The organism is Aquitalea sp. ASV11 (assembly GCF_016429185.1).
In the GTDB taxonomy this organism is placed as follows: domain Bacteria; phylum Pseudomonadota; class Gammaproteobacteria; order Burkholderiales; family Chromobacteriaceae; genus Aquitalea; species Aquitalea pelogenes.
In genome coordinates, this window is the sequence record NZ_JAELUD010000040.1 from 1 (window position 1) to 25,977 (window position 25,977).

Sequence of the window (25,977 nt, forward strand, 5' to 3'; positions counted from 1 at the left end):
GAGCTACGACGGACGGCTGGTGGCCGGGCGGGGGACGGCGGGGGATGCGCTGATCCGCGCTGCCGGCATGGTGAATGCCGCGGCGGATATCCAGGGCTTTTTGCCGATGAATCCGGAAGCCTGGCTCAAGGCCGCGCCCGACATCGTGATTGTGGCCGCGCACAATGCACCGGTATATGGCGGCCTGAAAGCCCTGCAGGCACGGCCTGAGCTGGCCTCTTCCAATGCTGTGCGCAGCGGCAAGGTACTGGCCTGGCCAGCGGCAGATTTCCTGCGTCTGGGCGTAGGCAGCCCGGCGGTGGTGGCGCGTTTGCGGCAGTTGGCTTCATGAGAGCGGCCATTGTGCTGCCCCGGCGCAGTGGCGGGCTGCCGCCGCAGTTCTGGCGCTGGCTGTGCCTGCCGCCGCTGGCTGCCTTGCTCATCTGGCTGATCCTGGGGCTGGGCGGCGGCCAGTGGACGGTGCCTGACTGGCAAGACCCGCTGGTCAGCCGCCTGCGCTGGCCACGCATCCTGAATGCCTTGCTGGTGGGCAGTGCGCTGTCGCTGGCGGGGGCTGGCCTGCAGGCGCTGTTTCGCAACCCGCTGGCAGACCCCGGCCTGCTGGGTACCTCCGCCGGCTCGGCACTGGGTGTGGTACTGGTGATCGCGCTGGGTGGGCTAGGGGTGTCGGTGCCGCTGGCGGCATTTGTTGGCGGGCTGGCCGTCACCATGCTCATCCTGCTGCTCAACCAGTTGCTGCGCGGCGGTCAGGCAGGACTGCTGATGATAGGCGTGGTGATTGGTGCCAGCTGTGCTGCCATGGTCAGCCTGCTGCTGTTTTTGTCCGACGACCTGACCCTGCGCGGTGCCAGCAACTGGCTGGCCGGCAGCCTGGCTGAATCACGCTTTGCCGATCACCAATATGTGTGGCCGGTAATGCTGGTGGGTGCAGTGCTGATGCTGGCGCTGGGGCGAGATCTGGACTGTCTGCTGCTGGGCGATGAGGTGGCCCGCTCCATGGGCGTGCGCGTGGGCCGCACCCGGGTGCTGGCCGCCATGGCCGCCGCCATGCTGACCGGCGGTGCGGTGACGCTGTCCGGGCTGATTGGTTTCATCGGCATGATGGTGCCCAATGCGGTGGCGCTGTGTCATCAGGGCAGTCGCCGCCAACTGATGCTGCATGCCGGTTGGGTGGGGGCGCTTACCTTGTTGCTGATCGATACCCTGGGACGTGAAGTGGTATATCCGGTAGACCTGCCCGCCGGGGTGGTGGCAGCTTTTGCCGGTCCGCCATGCTTTTTGTGGTTGTTCTGGCGTTTGCACAAAGGAGGGGGGCGTGGCTGATGCCTGGGAAATCGAGCAGATAAAAGTCAGCGTTCAGGGACGCACCCTGGTGGAGCTTGCCGGACAAGTGGTACCGCGCGGCCAACTGCTGGTGCTGATTGGCCCCAATGGTGCCGGCAAGAGCAGTCTGCTGCGCGCCATGGCCGGCTTTGCCGGGCAGTGCCGTGGCCGTTTGCTGGGCCGGCCCATTGGCGGCAAGGGCTACCCGTATGGTTTGCTGTCCTGGGTGGCGCAGCACGAAACCGGTGATAGTCCCTTGTCGGTAGCCGATTACCTGATGCTGGGCCGGCGTCCGGCGCTAGGCCTGTTACGCCAGCCCGATGCTGCCGACCACCGCCGGGTGGCCGAGGCCATGAAGGTGATGGAACTGACGGCACTGGCTACTCAACGGGTCTCCCGCCTGTCCGGTGGCGAGCGCCAGCGGGCCGCCATTGCCCGCGCCCTGGTACAGGATGCCCCCTGCCTGCTGCTGGACGAGCCGAGCAATCATCTGGATATCCGCCACCAGCATCTGTTGATGCAGCATCTCAAGCAGCTGACCGGGCAGGGCCGGACAGTGGTGTGCGTGCTGCACGACCTGCAACTGGCCGCCAATCACGCGGACCAGCTCTGGCTGCTGGCCGATGGTGTGCTGCGTTGCCGTGGTACGCCGGCACAGGTACTGACGCACCCGGTGCTGGCCGAAGCCTATCGTTGGCCATTACAGGCAGTCAGCAGGGCCGGGCAAGGCTGGAGCATTGTCAGCGACCCACAGGGAAGTAACGGCCTGGTGACGCACGACTGAGGCCATGCCTGCACAGACGTGTACTTTTGCTTACACAAGGCACACGTTTGCTTACACGGCTGGTTTGTCAGCGGTTCTATAATATGAATTAATGCAAACCGATGTGTCGCAGCCTGTCTCCGACCATCAGTGAACTTGTCTGCGCCCGCACTGCCTCAGGCAAATGCATGCGACATGCCGGATGGCACCTTGCCATGCATATCCAGCCTTACGACCGCAGAAGGCAATTCACCGCCTGTGGCGCGGACCCAACCCTGCCGGTGCCGTGCATGGCACGCACCGCAATGAGGAGATCACGATGAAAAACCTGATGACCACCCTGGTGGCTGTTGCCATCGCCTCGGCCAGCCTCAGCGGCTGTGCCAACATGAACGAAACCCAGCAAACCACCGGCACCGGTGCCGCCGTGGGTGCTGGTGTTGGTGCCTTGCTGGGCGCGCTGACTGCCGGTGGCCATACCGGCCGCAGCGCAGTAACCGGCGCAGCCGTGGGTGCGGCATTGGGGGCTGGTGGTGGTTATCTGTGGTCGCAGCATATGCAAAAGCAGAAAGAGGCCATGGAAAAAGCCTCGCAAGGCACTGGCGTCAGCGTGAGCCAGACGGCGGACAATCAGCTCAAACTGAATATTCCGAGCGACGTATCGTTTGACTCCGGCCGTTACGACATCAAGCCGAATCTGCGTCCGGTGCTGGACCGCTTTGCCACCACCTTGCAGCAAAACCCGGTGACTACCGTGCGTATTGTCGGCCATACCGACAACACCGGCAGCGATGCCATCAACAACCCGCTGTCGGTCAATCGTGCCAGCGCCACCCGCGATTACCTGGTCAGCCACGGCGTGGCTGCCAGCCGCATCAGCATCGACGGCATGGGCTCGCGTCAGCCGATTGCCGACAACAGCACCCTGGCTGGCCGTGCTGCCAACCGCCGTGTGGAAATCTTTGTCGGCGAAGCCGGCAAGTAAGCCGCCAGCGAGCGCATCGCGCTTCAGCAAAAAGCCCCCGCAAGGGGGCTTTTGCATGTCGGCCGGGCCTGGCTGGTGTCAGCTGTTACGGCTTTGCTCCAGTGCTTGCAGAAAGTATTCCAGTACCAGATTGGGGCGTCGTCCCTTGCGCATGGCCACGTTCAGCGGAATGTCGTAACAGAATTGTTGCGGATGCAAGGGCCGCATTACCCCTTGCGCCACCCAGCCGGCGGCAAAGTGGTCCGGCAAAAAGCCGATATAGCCGCCGGTGAGAATCAGAAAGGCAATGCCTTCCCGGTCGGATGCAGTGGCAGTGCAGTTAAGCGCGTGGTGTTGCGCCATCGCGTCCACGGTCAGCCGGTAGTTGGGGGCGATGGCTTCGGCGCTGTGCAGCTCGGCCTGGCTGATATCGCTGTCGGCGCGGGCAAAGAAGGGGTGTTCGCGGCTGCAATACAGCAGCGAATGTTCTTCGTACAGTGGCAGGTAGTCCAGTCCGGACAGCGGGTTGATCAGCGGCACCACGCCCACGTGCAGGTGGCCGTCCTGCACGCCCAGTTCGATTTCACTGGGGGTGGTCATGGAAATATTGATGCGCACCCCCGGCCCGCGCGCACTCAAGGACTTGAGCGCATGGGTCAGGTGCATGTGCGACTGCGTGACCAGATTGTTGATGATGCCGATGTTCAGCTCGCCGCGCAGCTGGTGGTGCAGCTGGTTTACTTCGGTGCGGAATTCCTCGATGGCCGACAGCATGGTCTGGCTGGCATGCAGCACCGCCCGGCCTTCGTCGGTGAGCGCAAAACCGGCCCGACCGCGCTGGCACAGGCAAATGCCCAGCCGTTTTTCCAGATCGCCCATGTGCAGGCTGATGGCAGAACGGCTGATGCCCAGCACGCTTTCCGCAGCGGAAAAGCTGCCGCATTCGACTACGGTCTTGAACAGGCGCAGCAGGCGGATATCAAAATCGCTGACCTGGCCCAGGGATTTTTTTTTGCTCATCAGTTGAGTATTTTTGAAACTGAAGATAAGAAATTCGGGATTTATCTCAACATATCACCTGGTTCAAGCTATGCCAAGCAACAAGCTGCCCATGTACCAACGGGTGCCGGATGGCTGTTGCATGGTGTGGGGCTGCGCAGTGCTACCGGGCTATCCGCCATGATGTCGGCTGCGCCTTGCTGTGCAACTTGCGTGCCAACTGCCGACATCGCATGATCGACACCACGTCTGCCGTTTGGCTTTGCAGCGCGGTGCATCTCCCTGTGAATTGTCCCATGCCCGAGGAATGACTGTTTTATGCCGCAAATCGTGTTTGAACGTGAGGCACCGCAACAAGAACTGATCGACGCCGCACTGGCTGGCAGCGTCAACCGCCCGTTCTGGGGCGACGATGTGGCGCACCTGCGTCGCAGCTTTCCCCCGCTGCAAGGCAAGGCCAGTAGCGATCTGGCCATTGTTGGCGGTGGTTTTCTCGGTCTGTGGACCGCCATTCTGGCCAAGGAGCGCAATCCGTCGCGCTCGGTCACCCTGCTGGAAGGCCGGCAGGTGGGCTGGGCTGCATCCGGCCGCAACGGCGGCTTTTGTGAAGCCAGCATCACCCATGGCGAGGAAAACGGTGAGCAGCGCTGGCCGGAAGAAATGCCGCAGCTGGAGGCGCTGGGCCTGCAGAACCTGGATGAAATCGAAGCCACCATCCGCCGTTATGGTATCGACTGTGACTTCGAGCGCACCGGCGTACTGGTGGTGGCGGTGGAACCCTATCAGGACGAGCAACTGCGTGGCGAAGGTTATATGGATGCCGCGCAGATCCGCGCCGAGCTCAATTCGCCCACCTTCCTGTCCGGTATCTGGGAAAAAGACAGCACGGCGATGATCCACCCCGGCAAGCTGGTGCTGGAACTGGCGCGGGTGGCCGTTGAGCTTGGCGTGCAGATTCACGAACAATCCGCCGTCACTGTGCTGCAAAGCCGGGGCAGCCGGGTGCGCCTGGCGACGGAGCAGGGCGAGCTGGATGCCGCCCGCGTGGTGCTGGCCACCAATGCCTTTCCTTCGCTGCTCAAGCGTTACCGCTGGCACACCATCCCGGTGTACGACTATGTGCTGATGAGCGAGCCGCTCACAGCGCAACAGCTGGCGTCCATAGGCTGGCAACACCGCCAGGGCATTGCCGACATGGCCAACCAGTTTCATTACTACCGCATCACCCGCGACAACCGCATCCTGTTTGGCGGCTACGATGCCGTCTACAACTTCGGCGGCAAGGTGGATGATGTCTATGACGACCGCCCGGCTTCGTTCACCCGGCTGGCCAGTCACTTCTTTACTACCTTTCCGCAACTGGCCGGGCTGCGTTTCAGCCATCGCTGGGGCGGGGCCATCGATACGTCTACCCGTTTCTGTGCCTTTTTTGCGCTGGCGCGTGGTGGCAAGGTGGCCTATGCCGCCGGTTTTACCGGCCTGGGTGTAGGGGCCACCCGCTTTGCCGCCAATGTGCTGCTGGACAAGCTGGAAGGGCTGGATACACCGCGAACCCGCTTGCGCATGGTGCGCGAAATACCGCCACCGTTTCCGCCGGAGCCACTGACTTATGTTGCGGTGCAGGCCACTCGCTGGTCGCTGAACCAGGCTGACCACAACCATGGCAAGCGCAATCTGATGCTGCGCACCATGGATGCGCTGGGCCTGGGTTTCGACTCCTGAATCTGTTCGCCCCCTGTTTGAGAATCAAAGGAAGCAAGCATGTCCAATCCCTTTACCCTGCTGGCCAATCTCAGTGTGGACGCCACGCGCATTGCGCTGGAATACCGCGATGTCCCGGCTGATCAGCTGATTTCCGGCCCAGCCCGGGTCGGCACAGCCGAACTGGGCCAGTTGCACGGCTGCAGCATCGGCGTGTGGGAAATGTCGTCCAGCGTCACCACCGATGTGGAAGTGGACGAATTCTTCATCGTGCTGTCGGGTAAGGCCAGCGTGCAGTTTGCCGATGGCCGCCCACCGCTGGAATTGCAGCCCGGCACCGTGGGCCATCTGGCTGCCGGCACCGCCACCACCTGGGTGGTGACACAAACACTGCGCAAGATCTACATCGCCTGAGCGGCACAGACCGCCCGGCACAACAATGGCAAGGCAGGAGGAAGAAACATGGAAGTGCGCAACAACTACATCAATGGCCGTTGGCAAGCCTCGGTCAGCGGCGCTACCCGCGAAGTCATCAACCCGTCCAATGGCGAGGTGATTGCCCTGGTCACCGACAGCGTGGCCGAGGACAGCAAGCAGGCGATTGCCGCTGCGCGCCATGCTTTTGACCACGACGGCAGCTGGCGGCGCATGGCCGGGCCCAAGCGCGCCGACATGCTGCTGCGCATTGCCGATGCCATTGCCGCCCGCGCCGACGAACTGGCGGTGATGGACACGCTGGACAATGGCAAGCCGCTGCGCGAGGCCCGCTGTGATGTGGACGATGCCGTGGCCTGCTTCCGCTATTACGCCGGGCTGATCACCAAACCGCAGGGCGGGGTGTATGAAGTCAGCGACGGCTTCGGCCCGATGCATGCCTATTCCATGCACGAACCGGTGGGCGTGTGCGCGCTGATCACACCGTGGAACTACCCCTTGCTGATGGCCACCTGGAAGCTGGCCCCGGCGCTGGCGGCGGGTAACTGCGTGGTGTTCAAGCCCAGCGAAGTCACCCCGCTGTCGGCCGTGGCCCTGTTTGAAATTTTCGATGCCGTCGGCCTGCCCGCCGGTACCGCCAACCTGGTGCTGGGCAGCGGCCCGGCCGCCGGGCAGGAGCTGGCCGCCAGCCATGATGTGGACATGATCACCTTCACCGGCAGCACCCGCACCGGGCAAACCATTGCCGCCGCAGCGGTGGGTAACCTGAAAAAAGTGGGGCTGGAGCTGGGTGGCAAGTCGCCCAACATCATCTTTGCCGATGCTGATCTGGAAGGCGCGGTGGAATGGGCGATGATAGGCGTGTTCTTCAACCAGGGCGAAGTATGTTCGGCCGGTTCGCGCATCCTGATTGAAGCAAGCATCAAGGACCGCTTTGTCGCCCGTCTGGCCGAACGTGCCAATGCCATGACCATTGCTCCGGGCATGAAAGATGCCGACATGGGCGCGATTGTGTCCGCCGCGCAGCTGGAAAAGGTGCTGGGTCATATCGAACGCGCCAAACAGCAAGGCGCAACACTGGTATGTGGCGGCGAGCGCTATGTCGAGGGCGACTGTGCCAACGGCTACTTCGTGCGGCCTACCATTTTCGACAATTGCACGCGCGACATGGACATCGTGCGCGAGGAAGTATTCGGCCCGGTGGTGGCCATCCAGACCTTCACCACGGAGGCCGAAGCCATCGCCATGGCCAATGACACGCCCTACGGCCTGGCTGGCGGGGTGTTCACCAGCGATGGCGCACGTGCATTGCGGGTGGTGAAGGAAGTCCGTGCGGGCGTCACCTGGATCAACTGCTACAACCCCACCTTCAACGAAGCGCCGTGGGGAGGCTACAAGATGAGCGGCTATGGCCGCGATCTGGGCGTCAACGGCCTGCTGGAATACCAGCAGGTGAAGCAGGTGAGCATCAATCTGCAACCGGGCCTGGTGGGCTGGTATCCGCAGCGCGGCTAGTGCAGGGCAGGGGGCTGCAAGCTGTGCATCCCCTTGTGCATGCAGACGGCTGATGGTTTGCCGGGGTGGTATCCAGCGGCGTCAGCCGTCATGACAAATGTGAATTTTTTTGCAGTACATGTGATTTTTTCTTGGTTTGAAAACACCTGCCTGATGTCTACATTAAGCGGCTCACTTGAGGAGCTGCTTTATGTATTGCTCGATGCATCATTCCGTTTGCGCATACCGGGAAGCCGATATCGATGTCTCCGGCCGCGAGCCAGATACGGCACAACCGGCGCAGCAAGACTGGTTGCTGCGGCTGGAGCTGCCCACTTGGCTGCTGATCGCCGTCATCTACGGCGGCTGGTTCGGCACCGTTGCACTGTGGCGCCAGTTGGGGCCGTGGCTGGGCACGCCGCTGCTGATTGTGCTGACCAGCTGGTATATGTCGCTGCAGCACGAGCTGATTCACGGCCATCCGACGCGTCATGGCTGGCTGAATGCCTTGTTCGGCCAGCTGCCGCTGGCAGTGTGGTATCCCTATGCGGTTTATCGTGACACCCACCTGGCACATCACCGTGATGAAAGCCTGACCCTGCCGGGCGTCGACCCGGAGTCCTACTACAGCCGCAGCTTGCCTGGCACTGCCTTGGCCCGTGGCCTGCGTCGCTGGCGCGATACCGCACCTGGCCGACTGCTACTGGGCCCCGGCTGGGGCTGGCTGGTCACGGTAGGTGCGGCCCTGCGTAGCGGTCAGCGCCAGCAGTGGCTGGTGTGGGGCAGTCATCTGCTCTTGTCGGGCGTGTTGTTGCTGTGCTTGAGACAGGCCGGCATCGCGCCGTGGTACTACTTGTCGTGCATTGCCTATCCCGCATTGGCGCTGGCCATGGTACGTTCCTTTTACGAGCATCGTGCCCAGCCGGAAGTCAACACGCGCTCGGTGCTCAACGAGGCCGCCTGGCCGTGGCGGCTACTGTTTCTCAACCTGAATTACCATCTGGTGCATCACCTGCATCCGGGCTTGCCCTGGTATCGCTTGCGTCAGGCTTATCTGGCCGAACGCCAGCATTACCGGCAGCTCAGTGGCGATTTTGTCGAGCAGGGCTATCTGCAACTGTTGTGGCGGCATCGCCACCGGCCAGTGATCGACCCGCTCCATCCCTTTGCCTGAATGACCGCTTTTCATCCATCAAGAGGAATACCATGACCCAAGCAAAATTTTCCCGTCGCTGGCTGTTGGCTGCGCTCGCGCTGAGCGTTTTTTCCGGCCAGAGCATGGCGGCCGATGCGGTACGGGTTGGCTCCAAGATCGATACCGAAGGTGCCTTGCTGGGCAATATCATCCAGCAGGTGCTGGAAGCCAACGGCATCAAGACCGTCAGCAAGGTGTCGCTGGGCAATACCAAGGTGGTGCGCGGTGCCATTACCGCTGGTGAAATCGACATTTACCCGGAGTACACCGGCAATGGCGCATTTTTCTTTGCCGATGAAAGCAACCCGGCCTGGAAAAATGCCGAGGCGGGCTATCAGCTGGTGAAAAAGCTGGATCAGGAAAAAAACCGTATTACCTGGCTGACACCCTCGCCAGCCAACAATACCTGGGCCATTGCCATCCGCAAGGATGTGGCTGCCGCCAACAAGCTGAAAACGCTGACTGACCTGGCCAACTGGATCAACAAGGGTGGTCACTTCAAGCTGGCTGCATCGGCCGAATTCATCGAACGCGCCGACGCGCTGCCTGCTTTCCAGAGCGCCTATGGCTTCAAGTTGAAACAGGACCAGCTGCTGACGCTGGCCGGTGGCGACACCTCGGTCACCATCAAGGCGGCTGCCGAGCAGACTTCCGGCGTCAACGCCGCCATGGCCTACGGTACCGATGGCCCGGTAGCCGCGCTGGGGCTGGTGACGCTGGATGACGTCAAGGGCGTGCAGCCGATTTACGCGCCCGCGCCGATCATCCGTAGCGAGGTGCTGGCCAAGCAGCCCAAAATCGCCACCGTGCTGAAGCCGGTGTTCCTGTCGCTGACCGGTCCCACCCTGCAAAAACTGAATGCCAGCATTGCCATTGAAGGCCGCGATGCCCGCAAGGTGGCGCAGGATTACCTGAAGAAAAAGGGCTTTATCAAGTGAGCGGGCGGTTTTTGCCAGCAGGGGTGACCCATGCGTCTGCATAGCCGGGTGCACCTGCTGCTGGTGTTGCTGTCGCTGGCGGCAGCGCTGGGCCTGCCCCTGCTCACCTATGCGCCCAACCGCCTGCTGACCGGCCAGGGCATCGCTCTGCTTGATTTGCTGCACAGCGGCTCCGGCCTGCGCTGGCTGGCACTGCTGCCTGCCCTGCCTCTGCTGCTGGCCGCCTGCTGGCCGCCCGGCGTGTGGCGGGAGCGGGCGGTGTATCTGGCGGCGCTGTGGCTGGGTGCCGCGCTGTGGTGGCTGGCGGGCAGCGAGGCCACCTTGCGCGCCGGCGGCGAAGATGCGCTGGCGCGGGTGTCGTTTGGCGGTGGCTTCTGGCTGTTGCAGCTGTTGCTGTTGTTGCAGCTGGCCGAGGCACTGCAAGTGCTGGCTGGCAGTTTGCCACGACGCGTGTTGCTGCTGTTGCTGGCGCAGCTGCCGCTGCTCTTGCTGTTGCTGACCGGCAAGCTGGACAACCTGTCCTTGCTGCGCGAGTACCACAATAACCAGGATGCATTTGATGATGCCCTGCTGCGTCACGTCCAATTGGTGCTGTTTTCCGTGCTGCCGGCACTGCTGCTGGGCGGTGCGCTGGGGGTGTGGGCCTATCGTTCGGCCCGCTTTTCCGGGCTGCTGTTTCCCGTGCTGAATGTGTTGCAAACCATTCCGTCGATTGCGCTGTTCGGTTTGTTGATCGGCCCGCTGGCGTGGCTGGGGCGGCAGTTGCCCGGCCTGGGTATTGCCGGGGTCGGGCTCGCCCCGGCCTTGCTGGCACTCAGCCTGTACGCGCTGTTGCCGGTGGTGCGCGGCACGCTGGCCGGGCTGCAACAGGTGCCACCCGCGGTGCGCGAAGCAGCACGCGGCATGGGCATGACGCCGTGGCAGATCATGTGGCAAGTGGAAACCCCGCTGGCACTGCCGGTGTTCCTCAGTGGCCTGCGCATCACCACCGTGCAGGCGGTGGGGCTGGCCGCAGTGGCGGCGCTGATCGGCGCCGGAGGCTTTGGCGCCATCATGTTTCAGGGCCTGTCGGCCAGTGCGCTCGACCAGGTATTGCTGGGGGTGTTGCCGGTGGTGTTACTGGCCTTGCTGGTGGATGTGGTATTCCGCCTGCTGATTGCCCGGTTGAAAGGGGCTGATGACCATGCTTGAACTCAAGGCAGTAAACAAGTTTTTCGGTGGCTGGCAGGCGGTGGCTGATGTAGACCTTCAGGTGGCAACGGGTGAACTGGCGGTGCTGATCGGTACTTCCGGCTCGGGCAAATCCACCACGCTGAAGATGATCAACCGGCTGATCGAGCCGGACAGCGGCAGCATCAGCCTGGCTGGCGAGGATATCCGCAGCCAGCCGCCCGAGGTGCTGCGCCGTCGCATCGGCTATGCCATCCAGTCGGTGGGCCTGTTTCCACACTGGACGGTGGAGCAGAACATTGCCGCCGTGCCGACCCTGCTCAAATGGCCGAAAAACCGTATCCGCGACCGGGTGGTGGAGCTGCTGGAGCTGTTGCACCTGCCGGCGGCGCAGTATTTGTCGCGCTACCCGCACCAGTTGTCTGGTGGCCAGCAGCAACGGGTTGGCGTGGCGCGTGCCTTGGCGGCCGACCCGGAAGTGTTGTTGATGGATGAACCATTTGGTGCGCTGGACCCGGTTACCCGTGGCACGCTGCAGCAGGAGCTGCTGCGTATCCAGGCCCTGTCCGGCAAGACCATCGTGCTGGTGACACACGATATCGACGAAGCCTTGCTGCTGGGGCAGCGCATTGTGCTGATGGACAAGGGCCGGGTGGTGCAGCAGGGCAGTGCACAGGATTTCCTGCTGCATCCGGCCAGTGATTTCGTGCGCGACTTTGTCGGCCAGAGCGATATCGGGGTACGCCTGCTGGGGCTGGACACGGTGGCCAGCCGGGTGCGGCCGCAGCAGCAGGCCAGTGGCGAGCCGATTGCCGCCTCCGCCACGCTGCGCGAGGCGCTGTCGGCCTTTGTCGCACGCCGGGTCAGCAGCCTGCCGGTGATCGATGCACAGGGTCAGCCCGCCGGCGTGCTGCATTTTGCCGACTTGCTGCCGGGGGCCGCATGAAGTCGCCCCGCCTGCCGGCAGCTGCCTTGTGGCTCAGCACTGGCGTGTTGCTGGCATTGCTCTACCTGTTGCCGCACAGCGCCAGCCTGTTCGCCCGCCTGTTTCCCGAGGTGGAGCGCCCGCTTTATACCCAGGACAGTTTTGCCAGCCTGGTGCTGGCGCATTTGCTGCTGGTGCTGGCTTCCAGCCTGATCGCCGTGCTGGGCGGGGTGGCGGCCGGCTTGCTGGTCAGCCGACCGGCCGGGCGCGAGTTCCGTCCCTTGCTGGACAGTGTGCTGGCCATCAGCCAGGCGCTGCCGCCGGTGGCGGTACTGGCCATTGCCGCGCCGCTGATCGGCTTTGGCGAATGGCCGGCGCTGATTGCGCTGGTACTGTACGGCCTGCTGCCGGTCACTCAGGCCACCCTGTCCGGGCTGGCCTCGGTGCCGGACAGCGTGCTGGACGTGGCGCGTGGCCTGGGCATGGGGCGCTGGCGCATCCTGTGGCAGGTAGAGCTGCCGCTGGCCGCGCCGGTGTTGCTGGCCGGAGTGCGCACGTCGGTGGTGATCAATATCGGCACGGCCGCCATTGCCTCTACCGTGGGCGCACGCACACTGGGCCTGCCCATCATCGTGGGCTTGAGCGGTTTCAATACCGCCTATGTGCTGCAAGGCGCGCTGCTGGTGGCCTTGCTGGCCATTGTTGCCGACCAGTTGTTCGACTGGCTGGCCCATCGCCTGTCGCCCCATGTCCTTGCCCGGCGTTGAGTCCCGGCCCTGGGCCAGCCTGCCCATGTACCCCTGGCCACAGCCACTGACCGAGCAATACTGGCAGTGGCTGCGCCAGCGTCTGCAACAATTGGGCGAGCCTTCCTTACCCACCCACCTGTACTGGCCACAGGATTATCTGGCGCACTGGCGCGAGCCGGGCATGCTGCTCAGCCAGAGTTGTGGCTATCCGGTTTCCACGCTCTTGCGGGAACAGGTGCAGGTGCTGGGCGCATTTCATTATCAAGTGCCGGGCTGTGCCGACTGGCGTTACAGCAGTGCGCTGCTGGTCCGCAAGAGCGATGCCGGGCTTGCACTGGCTGATTTTCGTGGCCGGCGTGCCGTGTGCAATGAGCGGCATTCACAGTCGGGCTATCACGCCTTGCGCGCCGAAGTGGCCGCGCTTGCCGGGGTGCAGCCCTTTTTTACTGAAGTAAGGTTTTCCGGTTCACACCGCGCTTCGGCCGGCATGCTGGCGGCTGGCGAGGCGGATATCGCCGCGCTGGACTGTGTCAGCCATGCCCTGCTGGCCCGGCAACAGCCAGCACTGTTCGAGCAACTGGCCTGCATCGGCCATACCTGTTTGCAGCCCGGATTACCTTTGATCACGGCGGCATCTACCAGCGCGGCTAGCGTTGCGCGCTTGCGCCAGGCCATCAGCGACAGCCTGCATGTGCCGGAGCTACAGGATTTTTTCAGGGAGGCGGCCATTGGCGGCTTCAGCCCGCTGGATCTGTCCGACTATGCCTGCATTGCAGATACCGCCGCACACTAGCGTGCTGCGGGCATGGCGCCGTGGTGACGCGCAGGCTGCTACCTGGCTTGCAGCACTGACTGGAGCAAGACAAATTGCTGCCGGAGTGTGTCCAGCAGCTGTTGTTGACCGGACAGGTCGGCTTCGGCTGCCACTTTCTCCAGCTGCGCGGCGGCCGTGACCATGGGCGTGGCCCCGAACAAGGCGGCATTTCCCTTGATGGTGTGTGCCAGTCGTTTCAGCGTTGCCCGGTCGGTTTGCTGTAATGCCTGCTCCAGCTTTGCCATCTCTGCCGGGAAGGATGACAGAAAACTGTCCGCCACAATGTCGATGATTTCTGCATCCTGCTGGCCCAGTGCCGCCTGATAGTCAAACGAGAAGGGCGCTGCCCTGGTGTGGCGTTGCAGCAGTTGTTGCAGGTCGGCCGCGCGCACCGGCTTGCTCAGGTAGTCGTCCATCCCGGCGGCCAGGCATTGTTCACGGTCGCCCTGCAAGGCATTGGCGGTCATGGCAATGATGGGCAGGTGCTGGCCTGGGGCTTCTTGCTGACGGTAGCGCCGGGTGGCTTCCAGCCCGCCCATCACCGGCATCTGCATGTCCATCAACACCAGGTCGAACTGTTCTTGGGCCAGGACTTCCAGTGCTTGCCGGCCATCTTCGGCCAGCGTGGCCTGATGGCCCCAGCGTTGCAGCAGATTGATTGCCAGCTGCTGGTTGACCACATTGTCTTCCACCACCAGTACCCGCAAGGGCTGGCTGTCGTATTTCAGTTTGGCCGGGGGTGTGCTGGCGCTGGCGCAGCAGGGGGCGTCGCCCAGGGCCTGCAAGATGGTTTCTTGCAGTTCGGACTGCAATACCGGCTTGGCAATGTGGCAGCAGATGCCGGCTTGCTGATACAGCCTGCTGTCCTGTGTGCTGGCCGATGACAGCATGATGAGCCGCGGTGCCGCTTGCAGGCCCAATGTCTGGATTGATCTGGCGGTGGTCAGCCCGTCCATGTCCGGCATCATGCCGTCCAGCAAGACAAAGCGGTAGGACTTGCCCGGCTGTTGCAACAGGGCCAGCGCACGGGCACCGCTGTCGGCTGTATCGACACTCACTCCCCAGTGCGCCAGGGTTTCTTGCAGGATGTCGCGGTTGATGCGGTTGTCGTCCACCACCAGTGCATGACTGCCGCGCAGCGCGTCCGGGTTCAAGGGGACCGGCAGTTGCGCAGCAGTCACGCGGGTAAAACGGATGGTGAAGTGGAAGGTGCTGCCATGTCCGGGGCGGCTTTCCAGCCACATCTGGCCATGCATCATGTCCACCAGCCGTTTGCAGATGGACAGCCCCAGACCGGTGCCGCCGTATTTGCGGGTGGTGGAACTGTCGGCCTGCACAAAGGCTTCAAAAATGCTTTCCTGCTGTTCGCGGGCAATGCCGATGCCGCTGTCGCTGACCGAAAACTTGACCACCACTTGGTCGCCTTCCTGTTCCAGCAAGGAGGCGCGCAGCAAGACGTCGCCGTGCTGGGTGAACTTGATGGCATTGGACAACAGGTTGAGCAGGATTTGCCGCAGCCGGCCCGCATCGCCCAGCAATACCGGCGGAATGTCCGGGGCCATGCGGCAGGCCAGTTCCAGGCCTTTTTGTTCGGCATGCATGGCCATGTTCCTGACCGTGCTGGCCAGCACGCTTTCCAGCCCGAAGGCGGTCTGGTCTATCACCATCTTGCCGGCTTCCAGCTTGGAAAAATCCAGGATGTCGTTGATGACGGTGAGCAGCGCTTCGGTGGAGGACTTCACCACATCCAGGTATTCACGCTGCTCCCGGTTCAGTTCGGTATCCAGCGCCAGTTCGGTCATGCCCAGAATGCCATTCATCGGCGTGCGGATTTCATGGCTCATATTGGCCAGGAATTCGCTCTTGGCGCGGTTGGCGGCTTCGGCCACTTCGCGGGCTTGACGGGATTCCCGTGCCAGCAGTTTGAGTTCGGTAATATCGGCAATGGTGCCGATCAGCCCGGCAATGCTGCCATCGGGCCGGGTGAGGGTGGCCTTGTGGATGATGCCGTAACGTACCGTGCCATCTTGCAGCTGTACGGTGGTTTCATAGCTTTGGCGCGACACTTCGTTCAGCAGCTCGCGGTCGCGCTGCTGGTGGTAGCTGGCCAGCTCCGCGTCCAGCAGCTGTTCCGAGGTTTTGCCCAGGAAGTCTTCGCGCCGGATGCCAAACAGTTCGGCAAAGGCGCGGTTCATCAGCTGATAGCGCAGGTCCGGCCCTTTGACATAGACCGGCATCGGCATGGCTTCCACCAGTTCCTCGACAAAGTGCAGCTGCTCTTGCAGGCGCTCGCTGGCCTGATGCCGGGCGGTGATGTCGGTGCGGATGGCGACAAACTGTTCGGGCTCCCCATGCTCGTCGGCAAAGGGCACGATAGTGGCGGCCACCCAGTACAGGCTGCCATCCTTGGCGCGATTGCGGATTTCTCCGGTCCACACCTTGCCGGCGCGGATGGTACGCCACATTTCGGCAAAGAAGGCCGGTGAGTGCAGGCCGGAATTCACCAGATTATGGTTGCGCCCGATCAGCTCTTCCCGGCTGAAGCCGCTGATCTCACAGAATTTGTCGTTGGCATAGCTGATATTGCCGTAGCGGTCGGTAATGCTGACGATGGCGTGCTGGTCCAGCGCAAACTTCTGGTTTTCCAGTGCCTGCTGGGCCTGGCGGATGGCCTGCTGGCCATGCTGGCGGTAGGCCACCAGTGCGGAGACGACATTGATCAGCCCTTCCAGATCGTCCTCTGGCTGTGCGCTGTCTGGCTGGCCGGTTTCCTTGCGCAGCAGGCGAATGGTGTCTTGCAGGCGGGCGATGGCCTGCTCACGCTTGCCCAGTTCCGCCTGCAGGCGCTGGTTGGCCTCGCTCAGCTCGGCCGAGCTCAGTTCCAGGCTACGGCTGCGCAGGCTGATGTCGCGATCTTGCTGGCTGTAGCTGTCGCCCACTCTTCGCAGCAAGCCGGTAAAGCCGCGCAGGGCGGTGGCGATTGCCGGGTCGGTGTCTGCCAGCCCGGCCAGCCGCTCAAAGCCGTCCAGCACCTGTTGCAGGCCGGCTTCGTCGGCAATGCCCATGGTGCGCCTGAGCTGGCGTAGCAGTGTGTTTTGCATGCCTGTCCTGCTGATTTCAATCTGTTTGCGCGATTTCACGCAGGGTGGTGATGGTCATGGTCTGGTTGTGCAGCCGGCTGGGCTGCCCCACGGCAAAGGGGCTGATTTCACCATTGGAATAAAAACCGGCCAGCACCATCTGGCTGCCCAGTACGTCGGCCACGGCTTCCACTTCTTCATCCACCCGGTCGCCCATCACCAGCTTGCGTCCCACGCAGGATACCAGCAGCGCCAGGCTGTCTTGATGGTTTGCTCCGCTGAGCCGGGCGGCACTGGCAGACTGTTCCGCCCCGCGCACCAGGCTGTCTTGATGGTTTGCTCCGCTGAGCCGGGCGGCACTGGCAGACTGTTCCGCCCCGCGCACCAGGCTGTCGGTGCCGGCATGCATCAGTTTCAGCTGGCTGCCGCAGGCCAGTTCGCCGGCCAGGGTCAGGCTGCCGTCCTGTTCGTTCACGCCCAGAATGGTGCGAATCACGCCCTGGTCTTCGCCGCTGCGTCCCAGCATGGCAAACGGAAACAGCAAGCCGCTGCCGGGCAGGCCGCTGGCGTATTCACCCAGATAGCGCTTGTACACTTCCAGCGCGGGTGCGCCGTCCAGTTCGTACAGAATGTTCTGCTGGCAACGGCTGACCTGCCGTGCCGGGCCAAACGTGGTCCAGCCGCCGCAGGAGCCATGTCCCACTTGCAGCTGCCTTCCGTACAGGCCGACGGCCACCAGCTGGTGGTCGTTCCAGCCGGACTGATGCAGGGTGAAGGTCTGGCAGAAACGGCCATTATCGGCAGCCATGCCGCCTACCACCGGAATGGTATCGCCCAGTACCTGTTGCAGGCCATCCAGCAGGGCGGTGCCGTTGATATGGGTGCCGGGTGCCAGCAGCAATAGCAGTTGCAAGTCATCCGTCTGCAAGGCCGTGGCCAGCCGTTGGCCTGCTGCCAGTGAATCCTGCATGCCGTCCAGCAGGGTGGTGGCACTGGCCACTCGGGTGTGGTCAAAGTGGATGGCCGTCAACACGGCGCTGCCTTCTTCCACGCCCTGGCTGGCAATTTCGCCTGCGGTCGAACAGCCCAGCACCACACAGCCGGGCAAGGCTGCTTGCAGGCTCAAGAGCAATACCCCCCGTTCAAAATAGGCCGGTGCGGCAAACACCAGCAGCAGTTGCGGTGCCAGCGTTTGCAGTGTGGTGAGCTGGTCGGGTGCTGGCTGGTCATGATGCAAGCTAAGCTGCCGTATCTGCATGATGTGCTCTTGGCTGGGAGTTGGCCTGACTTTGATTCTGGGCCATGGACGGGCAATGGCAAGGTCGATGTGTCGTGATGGACTATCGCAGGATTTACGCCAAGCCGACATGACAAATGTCATGTCGGCTTGGTAAAGCCCGGCGAGCCTTCGTAAAGAAGGCGAGGCTCCCTTTCAGGGAAAGGGCGGGGGGATTGGGATTCGATGGACAGGCTGCGGAATCAATCACTGGGTCGAAAGGCCCGGCTTGGCCGGGTCCGGTAGAATCGCACCAAATCACTTTGTCAGCAGCCTGAGATGACAAATGTCATGTCGGGCACAGTCAACCCCATACCGTTCCGGTCTGCTATGCTGCGACACGGATTTTGTGGAGACAGGCATGCAAAGACTCACCATATCGCTGAGCGACGAGCTGGCACAGGCATTTGATGAATGGATGACCCGACGTGGTTACAGCAGCCGGTCCGAGGCGGTACGCGACATGCTGCGTCGCGAGCTGGGCGAGGACAATCTGGCCAGCGAGCAGGGCGGCCCCTGCGTGGCGGTGCTCAGCTATGTGTTTGATCATCACGAGCGGCAACTGTCCGCTCGGCTCACCGGCTTGCAGCACGACCACCACGACCTTGCTGTCGCCACCATGCATGCCCATATCAGTCATGAAGACTGTATCGAAACGGTAATCCTGCGTGGCGACAGTGGCGAGGTGGAAAGCTTTGCCCGCTCGGTGATTGCCGAAACCGGGGTGCGCCACGGCCAGGTGCAGCTGATTCCGGTCAAGCCTTCAGCCAGCACGGGCCTGGGCTATCGCAAGAAATCCGGCCGCTGATCCAGTTATTGCCTTGCTAAGAGCGACCCATGCCGAAGCGGCGGTAGCGGGCAGCGTTGGTGCCATGGTCGTGCCGGTGGCCATGCTGGTGCGGATGACTGTGCACCTGCCCGTCGGCATGGCGGTGCGGGTGGGCATGCAGCAAATGGGTGCGTGCCAGCAGGGCGTGGTCGGACAGGATGTCGGCCGGGCTGCCCTGTGCCGCCACCTGCCCGTCGGCCAGCACGATGACGTGGTCGGCAATGTCGGCCACGCTGTCCAGATCGTGGGTGGCGGTAATGATGGTGCGGCCCTGGCCCTGGCTTTCCTGCAGAAAACGGATGACTTCGCTCTGGCTGGCCGGGTCCAGCGCGGCGGTGGGTTCGTCCAGCAGCAGTACTTCGGGCTGCATGATCAGCACCGAGGCCAGCGCCACCCGTTTGCGCTCGCCACCGGATAGCCGGTGCGGTGCACGTTGTTGCAGATGGCTGATGCCAAACCGCTGCAGGGTGGCGTCAATCGCGCTGCGGATTTGCGCTTCCGGCCAGCCCAGTTGCAGCGGGCCGAAGGCCAGTTCGTCAAACACGGTAGGGTTGAACAGTTGCACGTCCGGGTTCTGGAACACCAGACCCACCCGGCGGCGAAACGCATAATGGCTGGCTTCATCCGCCAGCGCCGCCTCGCTCAACACCTCACCAAAGGCACGCAGCTCGCCTGCCGTGGCGAAATACAGCCCATCCAGCAGACGCAGCAAGGTGGATTTGCCCGAGCCATTGGCCCCCAGCAGTGCCACCCTGCTACCGGCGGCAATTTCCAGCGACACCGCATGCAAGGCAGCATGCTGCTGATAGTGATAACTCACCCTGTCCAGGGTAAAAACCGGTGTGCTCATGCGTGATTCCAGACAATGACCAAGGGCAGCGCCAAGGCCAGCAGCAGCGCGCACCAGTCGCGCTTGCGGGTGTGAAAATTGTGCAGCAGGTAAACCTCGCCCCGATAGCCGCGAGACACCATGGCCATGTGCACATCACTGCTAAGCTGCAAGGCCTTGCCCAGCAGCACGCCGCTGGTGCTGGCCACCAGCTGGCGGGCCATGCGGCCGGAAGGCGGAGCCAGCAGGCGGCTGCGGCGCGCTTCGAACATCTGGCTGGCGGTTTGCAACAGCACAAACACATAGCGATGCGTCATGCCCAGCAAGGCCACCAGCAGCACCGGCACGCCCAGGCTGCGCATGGCCTTGAGCACATGCATCCACGGCGTGGTCAGCATCAGCAGCAGGGCAAAGCTGGCCGAAACTTCGGCCCGGCCCAGCAAAAAGGCGGCGCTCGAGAGCCCTTGCCGGGTGATGTGCCAGTGCAGCAGCGGCAGGGTTAGCAATTGCTCGCCCGGCACCATGAAGATGGCAGGCAGGGCCAGCATGCCGCTGAACAGCAGCACGCTCAGCCATGCCTGGCGGTACAAGCGGGATAGCGAGATTTGAGAAGCCAGCGCCAGCACTACCGCCAGAACAAACAGCAGTAGCAGCGTGGTGAGCTGGCTTGCCAGCAGGGTGGCGGCCAGCACCGCCAGCAAGGACAGCAGCTTGATGCGCGGGTCCAGTTGTTGCAGCAGGCCGGGCGTGGCGCTGATGGCTTCGGCATCCAGCGCATGCTCCATCACCTGCTGCAAACCATGCACCATGCGCTCGGCAATATTGCCGTGATGGCGGTGCTTGCCGGCCAGAAACGATTGTTCACTCACTGCGGCAGGCCATGCTTGCCGCCCAGCCGGGCCAGCAGCAACAGGCACAGCAGGATCAACCCGGCACCGAACACGGCAGACAGCACATAGCCAAAAGCCGGGCTGTGAATGAAGGCCGGGGCATAGTCGGGGAAGGGGGCGGACCACAAACCGGCCAGTCTCGCCAAACCTTCCGGGGCTGCGGCAGGCAAGGCATGCTGGCCGGAGGCCTGGATGATTTCCTGCCGTGCCGTCGGGTTGGCAAAGTCTTCCGCACCCCACTCACCCCAGGCGGTTCCGGCTGCCAGCAAGCCCAGTGGCGACAGAATCATCAAGCCGGCCAGGCCATACCACAGCTTGCGCACGCTGCCGCCTGGCTGGTGCTGATTAGTCCCGATTGCTGCGGTACCTGCCAGCAAGGCCGGGTTAGCGCGTTGCAGATAGGCAACCAGGCCGGCGCTGAGCAGCATTTCCGCCAGTCCGGCAAAACTCAGGTGGCCAAGCATCATGGCCGGAATGGCCACCGACAGTGGATACGGCGCATACAGCGGGGTGCCATTGGCATCGTGAAACAACATGGGCTGCACGCCAAATTCGATGGCGGCCAGCAGGGCAGAGGCATTGATGGCCAGATAACCGGCCAGCCCGGCTGCCACCACGCGGCGGCGCGAAGTGAGCGGTGCATCACCAGCCAGCAGGCGATAAGCAGCCCAGGCCACCAGCGAACCCACAATCGCCATGTTGAGGCTGTTGGCACCGAAACTGCTGATGCCGCCATCGCCAAAAAACAGTGCCTGAATCAGCAAGGCCAGCGAGATGGCAATGATGGATGCCCACGGCCCCAGCACGATGCTGACAATGCCCATGCCCACTGCATGGCCGCTGGTGCCGCCGGGCAAGGGCAGGTTGAACATCATGATGACAAAGCTGAATGCGGAGAATACCGCAAACAGCGGTACCAGCCGGGTATGTAGCAGGCGTTTGGCGCGCTGGTAAGCCAGCCACCAGAACGGCAGCGCAATGGCCAGGGTCAGGGCGCAGGTGGACGGGCTGAGATAGCCATCTGGAATGTGCATGTGCTTGCCTTTCTCCTGCCTGTCACCGGAAAACATGGTGCAGGCTGTGTATGAATATTTTTGAAAATGTATGAAATCTTAGCAAGACTCATGCCATCTGTCATGACGCTGTCAGTGCTGCCGGGCGGGGCGTGCAGCGTGAAGCTGCGGGCTGTAAAGCTGCTGGCGGTGAGGGCTGGCGATGCAGGTGGGGGTGGAAAGCGGCTATGCAGTGCTGCACCAAAGCGAGCAGTACCTGACCGTTCTGGTGCATGCCGGGGTGGATTTCAGCCTGCTCCCTGCGCTTCGATTTCCACCAGCAGGTCGGCACGGCAGATGTCCGCCTGCACATAAACCACGCGGCTGTCCTCGCTCAGCTGTGCCAGTACCGCCGCGCGCACGGCGGGATAGTCGGCGGCATGGCGGACATACACCCGGTAGTCCAGCCCGGCAAGGGTGAAGGGCTGGCGCGGCTGCAAACGGTTGGCCTGCTCCAGCAGGATGGCGATATTGGCAAAGGTTTCCGCGGTTTGCGCGGCCACATCGCCCACATGCACGGTAAGGTGGCCAATGATGCTGGCGGTGCCGGAAATGAACAGCCATTGCTCGCCAGGCTGACCGGCCAGCGCGGCGCGGCTGAAGGTGGGGCTCACCGGGCCGTACTGTTGCGGGTAGGCAAAGGCGCTGACCTGGCGCGGGTTCTCGATGGGCAGGGCAGGGCTGTCTGCTGCCAGAAAGGCAATGCTGACCGGGCCATCTGCCGTCCCCAGCGCACAGGCGGCCGGACTGCCATGCACCGGACGCCGGCTACCGGCAAAAGCCTGATGGCGGCCGATATTGAACTGGCGGTAGCGCTCCATGCCGTGTTCCTCGACATTGATGCGCGGAATGTAATTCCACACCCGCCACAGGTGCGGGCAGTGCTGTGCGTCCAGCAGGGCAAACAGCTGGCGGTAGGCGGTCTCGGCCAGTGCCTGCAAGGCAGTGGCCCCGTCCTGCATGGCAAATTGCCTTTCATCCAGTGTGATGACGCCAAACAGCAGGCCGCCTGCACGACGGTAATGAATGTCGTGGAAGTGGCCATCCTGCGCTGGCAGGCTGGTGTGCCAGACTTCCTGCATGCCCGCCGTGGCCGGGCCCAGCACCGGCATCCGCACGGATTGCAAGGGCCAGTCCGGCTGCTGTTCATCCCGGCCCAGCCGGCACATGCCCAGAATCTGTGCAGGAGCGATAGCCACCGGGCCAAGCGGATGAGGGGAGGTGTAGTGCAAACGGGTATCGGGGTACATGCTGCCAGCTGCTGTATGTAAGGGAAGTTGTCGACAAAAGGGTTTAACGGCCAGACGGCACGCCACGATCCAGCTGCATGGCATGCGCACGCAAGCGTACCAGCCATGCACTGCCAAGGCCCAGCAGGCTGCCTGCCAACACATCCAGTGCCACATGCTGCTTTACCGCCAGGGTGGAGTAGGCAATGGCCACACACCACAGCAGGTTCAGTCCTTGCAGCGCATGGCCCCAGTGCAGCACTTTAAGGCGCCAGTGCAGCCAGAGGCCGGAAAATACCGCAGTTGCCACATGCAGCGACGGGAAGGCATTGCCGGCGGTATCCACGTTTTTCAGAAAGGCCACACCGGGATATTGCTGCCAGTCGATGTCTGGAGGGGCAATGGCATTGGGCCAGAAATAAAACACCAGCAGTCCGCTGAGGCAGGGCAGCGCCACTTTGTAGCCGTAACGGATGATTTCACGGTGTGACAGCATCAACACCGGGGGCAGCGACACATAAACCCACAGCGACAGGTAAACCGGCAAGGCCCAGGGCTGAAATGGCAGCCAGCGATCCAGAGCGCTGGCCGGCACGATATGGACTGCGCCAGCCGGGTGATGCAGCAGGTAAACATAGGCGACAAAAAACAGCAGGGTAAAACCCATGGTGCCGAACATCTTGAACCAGAAGCGGGTGAAAACCGTCGCCAGAAATCCGTCCTCGCCTTGGCGATAAAGAATGCCCTTGTTCAAATCAGCTCCTTGACACATATGCAATAGTCTGTCTGCCGCCGTGTGGCAAGCAAGTGGGCATATTGTTATACTCGCGCTTCATTTTTTTGCTGCTGTAGTCCTTGCCGTCCAAAAGGTAACAGCATGCCTCAATCGCCAGGCGCTAGGTGATAGCGCGTGACGACCGGCGATGATACCGAAACACTGTGACATTGGCGATTGCGGGCAACTTGTTTATTAATACCGATACGATTATTGCAAATCATGGAACAACACTCTTCTGAATCGAATACACCAGACCTGGCGCTGGAAAGCGAAATTGCCGGTCTGATTGTTTCCGCGCTGAACCTTGACATTGCCCCGGCGGAAATTGTTCCTGATGCGCCGCTGTACGGTGATGAACTGGGAATCGACTCCATTGATATCCTGGAAATTGCGCTGGTCATGTCCAAGCAATATGGCGTGCAAATGAAAGCCGACAACGAAGACAACTCCACCATTTTTGCCTCCTTGCGCAAACTGGCGGCTTATATTCGCGAGCATCGCAGCAAATGATGCGGCTGTGGCGCAGCATGCGCCTGGCTGTACTGGCGCTGGCCGGCCTGTTTTATGTGGTGATGGATTATCTGGCGTCCTCCTCCCGTCAGCCGCCGCTGTATGCCGTGGTGGTGGGGGCGGCACCGCTGACCCTGGGCCTGCTGACGGCGGGCTGGAATTCACGCTTCCGCTGGCCGGTCATGCTGCTGGCGGCGCTGGTCCTGCTGGCCATTGCCTTCAATATTGACCAGTTGCTGACCCATGCCGCCTGGTTCTACCTGTTGCAGCACGCCGGCATCATGTGCGGCCTTGGCTTCATGTTCGGCAGTACCCTGGGCAGTCACGAGAATGCCCTGTGTTCGCGTATCGCCCGCATCGCCGTTGCCGGATCGCTGGATGCAGCTTACTTCCGCTACACCTGGAAAGTGACGCTGGCCTGGACGCTGTATTTTGCCTTGTCCGCCTTGCTGTCGCTGGGCCTGTTTGCGCTGGCACCCCTGTCGTGGTGGGCATTTTATGCCGCCGTGTGCACACCGCTGTCACTGGGCCTGATGTTTGGCGGCGAATACCTGGTGCGCCGGCTGGCCTTGCCGGACAGCCCCTCGTTCAGCATCGCCCACACCATACAGTCATACCGAAAGTACACGCAGGGCCGTGACACCAGCCAGTAGGCTGCCGCTGCGGCTCCCTTGCCATCGAATCCATGAATCTGATACCGCTTCTTCCTGCTGCTGACCCCGCTGCCGATTTTGCCCATGTGCACGGCCAGGTGATCAACCGTGGCACTTTCCAAGCCCAGGTGCTCACCCTTGCTGCCGCCTTGCCCGCTCACCCGCGGGTGCTGAACATGTGTAACGACCGTTACTGGTTTGCCGTGGCACTGTTTGCGGCGATTGCCCGCAATATGCTGACCATCCTGCCCAATTCGGCGGCCCCCGAGCATCTGGCAGCGGTCGCCAGCGAACAAGCCGAGCTGCTGGTATTGGGCGATCAGCCAGACAACCCGGTGCCCGGCCTGCCTTACATGCAAATCGACACGCTGGCGGCACGCAAGGAACTGGCGGCGGCACCCATGCCGCAGATTCCGTACGACCAGCAGGTTGCCTGCCTGTATACCTCGGGCTCCACCGGCACGCCCATGCCGCATTTCAAGACATTTGGCCGTCTGCGGCTGGCCATTCTGGCCGGCGCCGAACGGGTGTGGGGTGTGGCCGGCCAGCCTTGTTCGGTGGTGGGCACGGTGCCCATCCGTCACATGTACGGGCTGGAATCCAGCGTGCTGCTGCCCATTCTGGCCGGTGGCCGCCTGTCCGGGCGCATTCCGTTTTTCCCTGCTGACATTGCTGATGCGCTGGCCGGGATGCCCGCGCCGCGTCTGCTGGTGATCACGCCATTTCATCTGCGCAAATTGCTGGATGCCAATATCGCGCTGCCGCCGATTGCCGCCATCCTGTCGGCCACCGCGCCCTTGTCGGTCGAGCTGGCAGCCCAAACCCGGCAGCAGCTTGGCTGCCCGGTGCTGGAAATCTATGGCTCTACCGAAACCGGTCAGGTGGCCACGCGGGAAACCGATATCGACAGCACCTGGCATACCTTGCAGGGGATTGCGCTGGAACAGCGTGACGGCGAACTGTGGGCAGTGGGCGAGGTGTACCAGACCCCGCAAATGCTCAATGACACGGTAGAACTGTTCAGCCCGCAGCATTTCCGGCTGGTGGACCGCAAGGCCAATATGATCAATGTGGCGGGCAAGCGCAGTTCCTTGTCCTTCCTCAATGCCGTGCTCACCGGCCTGCCGGGAGTGGTGGATGGTGTGTACTGTGTGCCGGAACGCGGCAGTGACGAGGTAGTCGAACGTCTGGCCGTGTTCGTGGTGGCACCGGACCTGGACCGTACCGCCATTCTGACCGGCCTGCGCCAGCATCTGGATTCGGTGTTCCTGCCGCGCCAGATCGTGTTTGTCGATGCCCTGCCGCGTGACGGCAATGGCAAGATCCTGGCCCGTACCTTGCAGGAACTGATTGCCCGTCATCTTTCCGGAAAGCACTGAGC

Annotated in this window: 25 protein-coding genes; 17 read left to right on the forward strand and 8 right to left on the reverse strand. The window is 62.6% G+C overall.

The annotated features are described in order from the left end of the window. From JHD62_RS13330 to JHD62_RS13345, 4 genes are all read left to right on the forward strand, one after another. Window positions 1-331: ABC transporter substrate-binding protein (locus tag JHD62_RS13330; protein WP_199103303.1), on the forward strand; the 331-nt coding region annotated here is incomplete at its 5' end. Beyond that, window positions 328-1,323 carry an iron ABC transporter permease gene (locus JHD62_RS13335; protein WP_199103304.1) on the forward strand — a complete coding sequence of 332 codons (996 nt, stop codon included), beginning with the start codon at window positions 328-330 and terminating at the stop codon, window positions 1,321-1,323. The genes JHD62_RS13330 and JHD62_RS13335, both read left to right, overlap by 4 nt. Further along, window positions 1,316-2,107 carry an ABC transporter ATP-binding protein gene (locus tag JHD62_RS13340; protein WP_199103305.1) on the forward strand — a complete coding sequence of 264 codons (792 nt, stop codon included), beginning with the start codon at window positions 1,316-1,318 and terminating at the stop codon, window positions 2,105-2,107. The genes JHD62_RS13335 and JHD62_RS13340 overlap by 8 nt, the downstream gene beginning before the upstream one ends. Before the next feature lie 298 nt (window positions 2,108-2,405). Then, entirely contained in the window at window positions 2,406-3,071 is a 666-nt protein-coding gene (locus JHD62_RS13345) for an OmpA family protein (protein ID WP_178972460.1), read from the forward strand. 78 nt (window positions 3,072-3,149) lie between these two features. On the opposite strand, the gene JHD62_RS13350 is transcribed toward JHD62_RS13345, so the two are convergent. Further along, window positions 3,150-4,070, reverse strand: a complete 921-nt coding sequence (locus JHD62_RS13350) for a LysR family transcriptional regulator (RefSeq protein WP_199103306.1) — start codon at window positions 4,068-4,070, stop codon at window positions 3,150-3,152. 297 nt (window positions 4,071-4,367) lie between these two features. On the opposite strand from JHD62_RS13350, the gene JHD62_RS13355 reads away from it, so the two are divergent. From JHD62_RS13355 to JHD62_RS13395, 9 genes are all read left to right on the forward strand, one after another. After that, window positions 4,368-5,771: an FAD-binding oxidoreductase gene (locus JHD62_RS13355; protein WP_199103307.1), complete on the forward strand. Its 1,404-nt coding sequence runs from the start codon at window positions 4,368-4,370 to the stop codon at window positions 5,769-5,771. Window positions 5,772-5,810: 39 nt separating this feature from the next. Continuing rightward, window positions 5,811-6,164, forward strand: coding sequence for a cupin domain-containing protein (locus JHD62_RS13360; RefSeq protein ID WP_199103308.1), 354 nt, complete (start codon window positions 5,811-5,813; stop codon window positions 6,162-6,164). Window positions 6,165-6,212: 48 nt separating this feature from the next. Continuing rightward, window positions 6,213-7,700: an aldehyde dehydrogenase family protein gene (locus JHD62_RS13365; RefSeq protein ID WP_199103309.1), complete on the forward strand. Its 1,488-nt coding sequence runs from the start codon at window positions 6,213-6,215 to the stop codon at window positions 7,698-7,700. A 202-nt stretch (window positions 7,701-7,902) separates the two neighbouring features. After that, complete coding sequence (locus JHD62_RS13370; RefSeq protein WP_199103310.1) at window positions 7,903-8,853, forward strand: fatty acid desaturase; 951 nt, start codon at window positions 7,903-7,905, stop codon at window positions 8,851-8,853. A 32-nt stretch (window positions 8,854-8,885) separates the two neighbouring features. Next, on the forward strand, window positions 8,886-9,812 hold the full coding sequence (locus JHD62_RS13375; RefSeq protein WP_233160928.1) for an ABC transporter substrate-binding protein: 927 nt from the start codon (window positions 8,886-8,888) through the stop codon (window positions 9,810-9,812). Between the two features lie 30 nt (window positions 9,813-9,842). Further along, window positions 9,843-11,003 carry an ABC transporter permease gene (locus JHD62_RS13380; protein ID WP_199103311.1) on the forward strand — a complete coding sequence of 387 codons (1,161 nt, stop codon included), beginning with the start codon at window positions 9,843-9,845 and terminating at the stop codon, window positions 11,001-11,003. Beyond that, entirely contained in the window at window positions 10,996-11,928 is a 933-nt protein-coding gene (locus JHD62_RS13385; protein WP_199103312.1) for an ABC transporter ATP-binding protein, read from the forward strand. The genes JHD62_RS13380 and JHD62_RS13385 overlap by 8 nt, the downstream gene beginning before the upstream one ends. After that, window positions 11,925-12,674 carry an ABC transporter permease gene (locus JHD62_RS13390; protein WP_199103313.1) on the forward strand — a complete coding sequence of 250 codons (750 nt, stop codon included), beginning with the start codon at window positions 11,925-11,927 and terminating at the stop codon, window positions 12,672-12,674. The genes JHD62_RS13385 and JHD62_RS13390 overlap by 4 nt, the downstream gene beginning before the upstream one ends. Before the next feature lie 25 nt (window positions 12,675-12,699). Next, on the forward strand, window positions 12,700-13,449 hold the full coding sequence (locus JHD62_RS13395) for a phosphate/phosphite/phosphonate ABC transporter substrate-binding protein (RefSeq protein WP_199103314.1): 750 nt from the start codon (window positions 12,700-12,702) through the stop codon (window positions 13,447-13,449). 38 nt (window positions 13,450-13,487) lie between these two features. On the opposite strand, the gene JHD62_RS13400 is transcribed toward JHD62_RS13395, so the two are convergent. Both JHD62_RS13400 and JHD62_RS13405 read right to left on the reverse strand, forming a co-directional pair. Continuing rightward, on the reverse strand, window positions 13,488-16,571 hold the full coding sequence (locus tag JHD62_RS13400) for a response regulator (protein WP_199103315.1): 3,084 nt from the start codon (window positions 16,569-16,571) through the stop codon (window positions 13,488-13,490). A 16-nt stretch (window positions 16,572-16,587) separates the two neighbouring features. After that, window positions 16,588-17,808, reverse strand: a complete 1,221-nt coding sequence (locus JHD62_RS13405) for an FIST signal transduction protein (RefSeq protein WP_199103316.1) — start codon at window positions 17,806-17,808, stop codon at window positions 16,588-16,590. Between the two features lie 379 nt (window positions 17,809-18,187). On the opposite strand from JHD62_RS13405, the gene nikR reads away from it, so the two are divergent. Then, window positions 18,188-18,634, forward strand: coding sequence for a nickel-responsive transcriptional regulator NikR (nikR, locus tag JHD62_RS13410; protein ID WP_045847464.1), 447 nt, complete (start codon window positions 18,188-18,190; stop codon window positions 18,632-18,634). A 16-nt stretch (window positions 18,635-18,650) separates the two neighbouring features. Here the strand turns inward: nikR and JHD62_RS13415 are convergent, their stop codons facing one another. The 5 genes from JHD62_RS13415 to JHD62_RS13435 all read right to left on the reverse strand — a co-directional run bounded on the left by JHD62_RS13415 (window position 18,651) and on the right by JHD62_RS13435 (window position 23,409). Further along, complete coding sequence (locus JHD62_RS13415) at window positions 18,651-19,505, reverse strand: energy-coupling factor ABC transporter ATP-binding protein (protein WP_199103317.1); 855 nt, start codon at window positions 19,503-19,505, stop codon at window positions 18,651-18,653. Continuing rightward, window positions 19,502-20,353: a cobalt ECF transporter T component CbiQ gene (cbiQ, locus tag JHD62_RS13420; protein ID WP_199103318.1), complete on the reverse strand. Its 852-nt coding sequence runs from the start codon at window positions 20,351-20,353 to the stop codon at window positions 19,502-19,504. The genes JHD62_RS13415 and cbiQ overlap by 4 nt, the downstream gene beginning before the upstream one ends. Then, the gene (cbiM, locus tag JHD62_RS13425) at window positions 20,350-21,408 is read right to left on the reverse strand and encodes a cobalt transporter CbiM (RefSeq protein WP_199103319.1); all 1,059 of its coding nucleotides are present in this window, start codon (window positions 21,406-21,408) and stop codon (window positions 20,350-20,352) included. Before cbiM ends, cbiQ begins: the two co-directional genes overlap by 4 nt. A 266-nt stretch (window positions 21,409-21,674) precedes the next feature. Next, window positions 21,675-22,676, reverse strand: a complete 1,002-nt coding sequence (locus JHD62_RS13430) for a hypothetical protein (protein WP_233160929.1) — start codon at window positions 22,674-22,676, stop codon at window positions 21,675-21,677. A gap of 43 nt (window positions 22,677-22,719) precedes the next feature. Then, window positions 22,720-23,409, reverse strand: coding sequence for a phosphatase PAP2 family protein (locus JHD62_RS13435; protein WP_199103320.1), 690 nt, complete (start codon window positions 23,407-23,409; stop codon window positions 22,720-22,722). A 243-nt stretch (window positions 23,410-23,652) separates the two neighbouring features. Between JHD62_RS13435 and JHD62_RS13440 the strand changes: the two genes are divergently transcribed. From JHD62_RS13440 to JHD62_RS13450, 3 genes are read left to right on the forward strand one after another with little or no spacing between them, the layout of a single operon-like run. Beyond that, window positions 23,653-23,943 carry a phosphopantetheine-binding protein gene (locus tag JHD62_RS13440; protein WP_178972473.1) on the forward strand — a complete coding sequence of 97 codons (291 nt, stop codon included), beginning with the start codon at window positions 23,653-23,655 and terminating at the stop codon, window positions 23,941-23,943. Then, window positions 23,940-24,596, forward strand: coding sequence for a hypothetical protein (locus tag JHD62_RS13445; protein ID WP_199103321.1), 657 nt, complete (start codon window positions 23,940-23,942; stop codon window positions 24,594-24,596). The genes JHD62_RS13440 and JHD62_RS13445 overlap by 4 nt, the downstream gene beginning before the upstream one ends. Window positions 24,597-24,628: 32 nt before the next feature. Beyond that, on the forward strand, window positions 24,629-25,975 hold the full coding sequence (locus tag JHD62_RS13450) for an AMP-binding protein (protein ID WP_199103322.1): 1,347 nt from the start codon (window positions 24,629-24,631) through the stop codon (window positions 25,973-25,975). The last annotated feature ends 2 nt before the right edge of the window (window positions 25,976-25,977 follow it).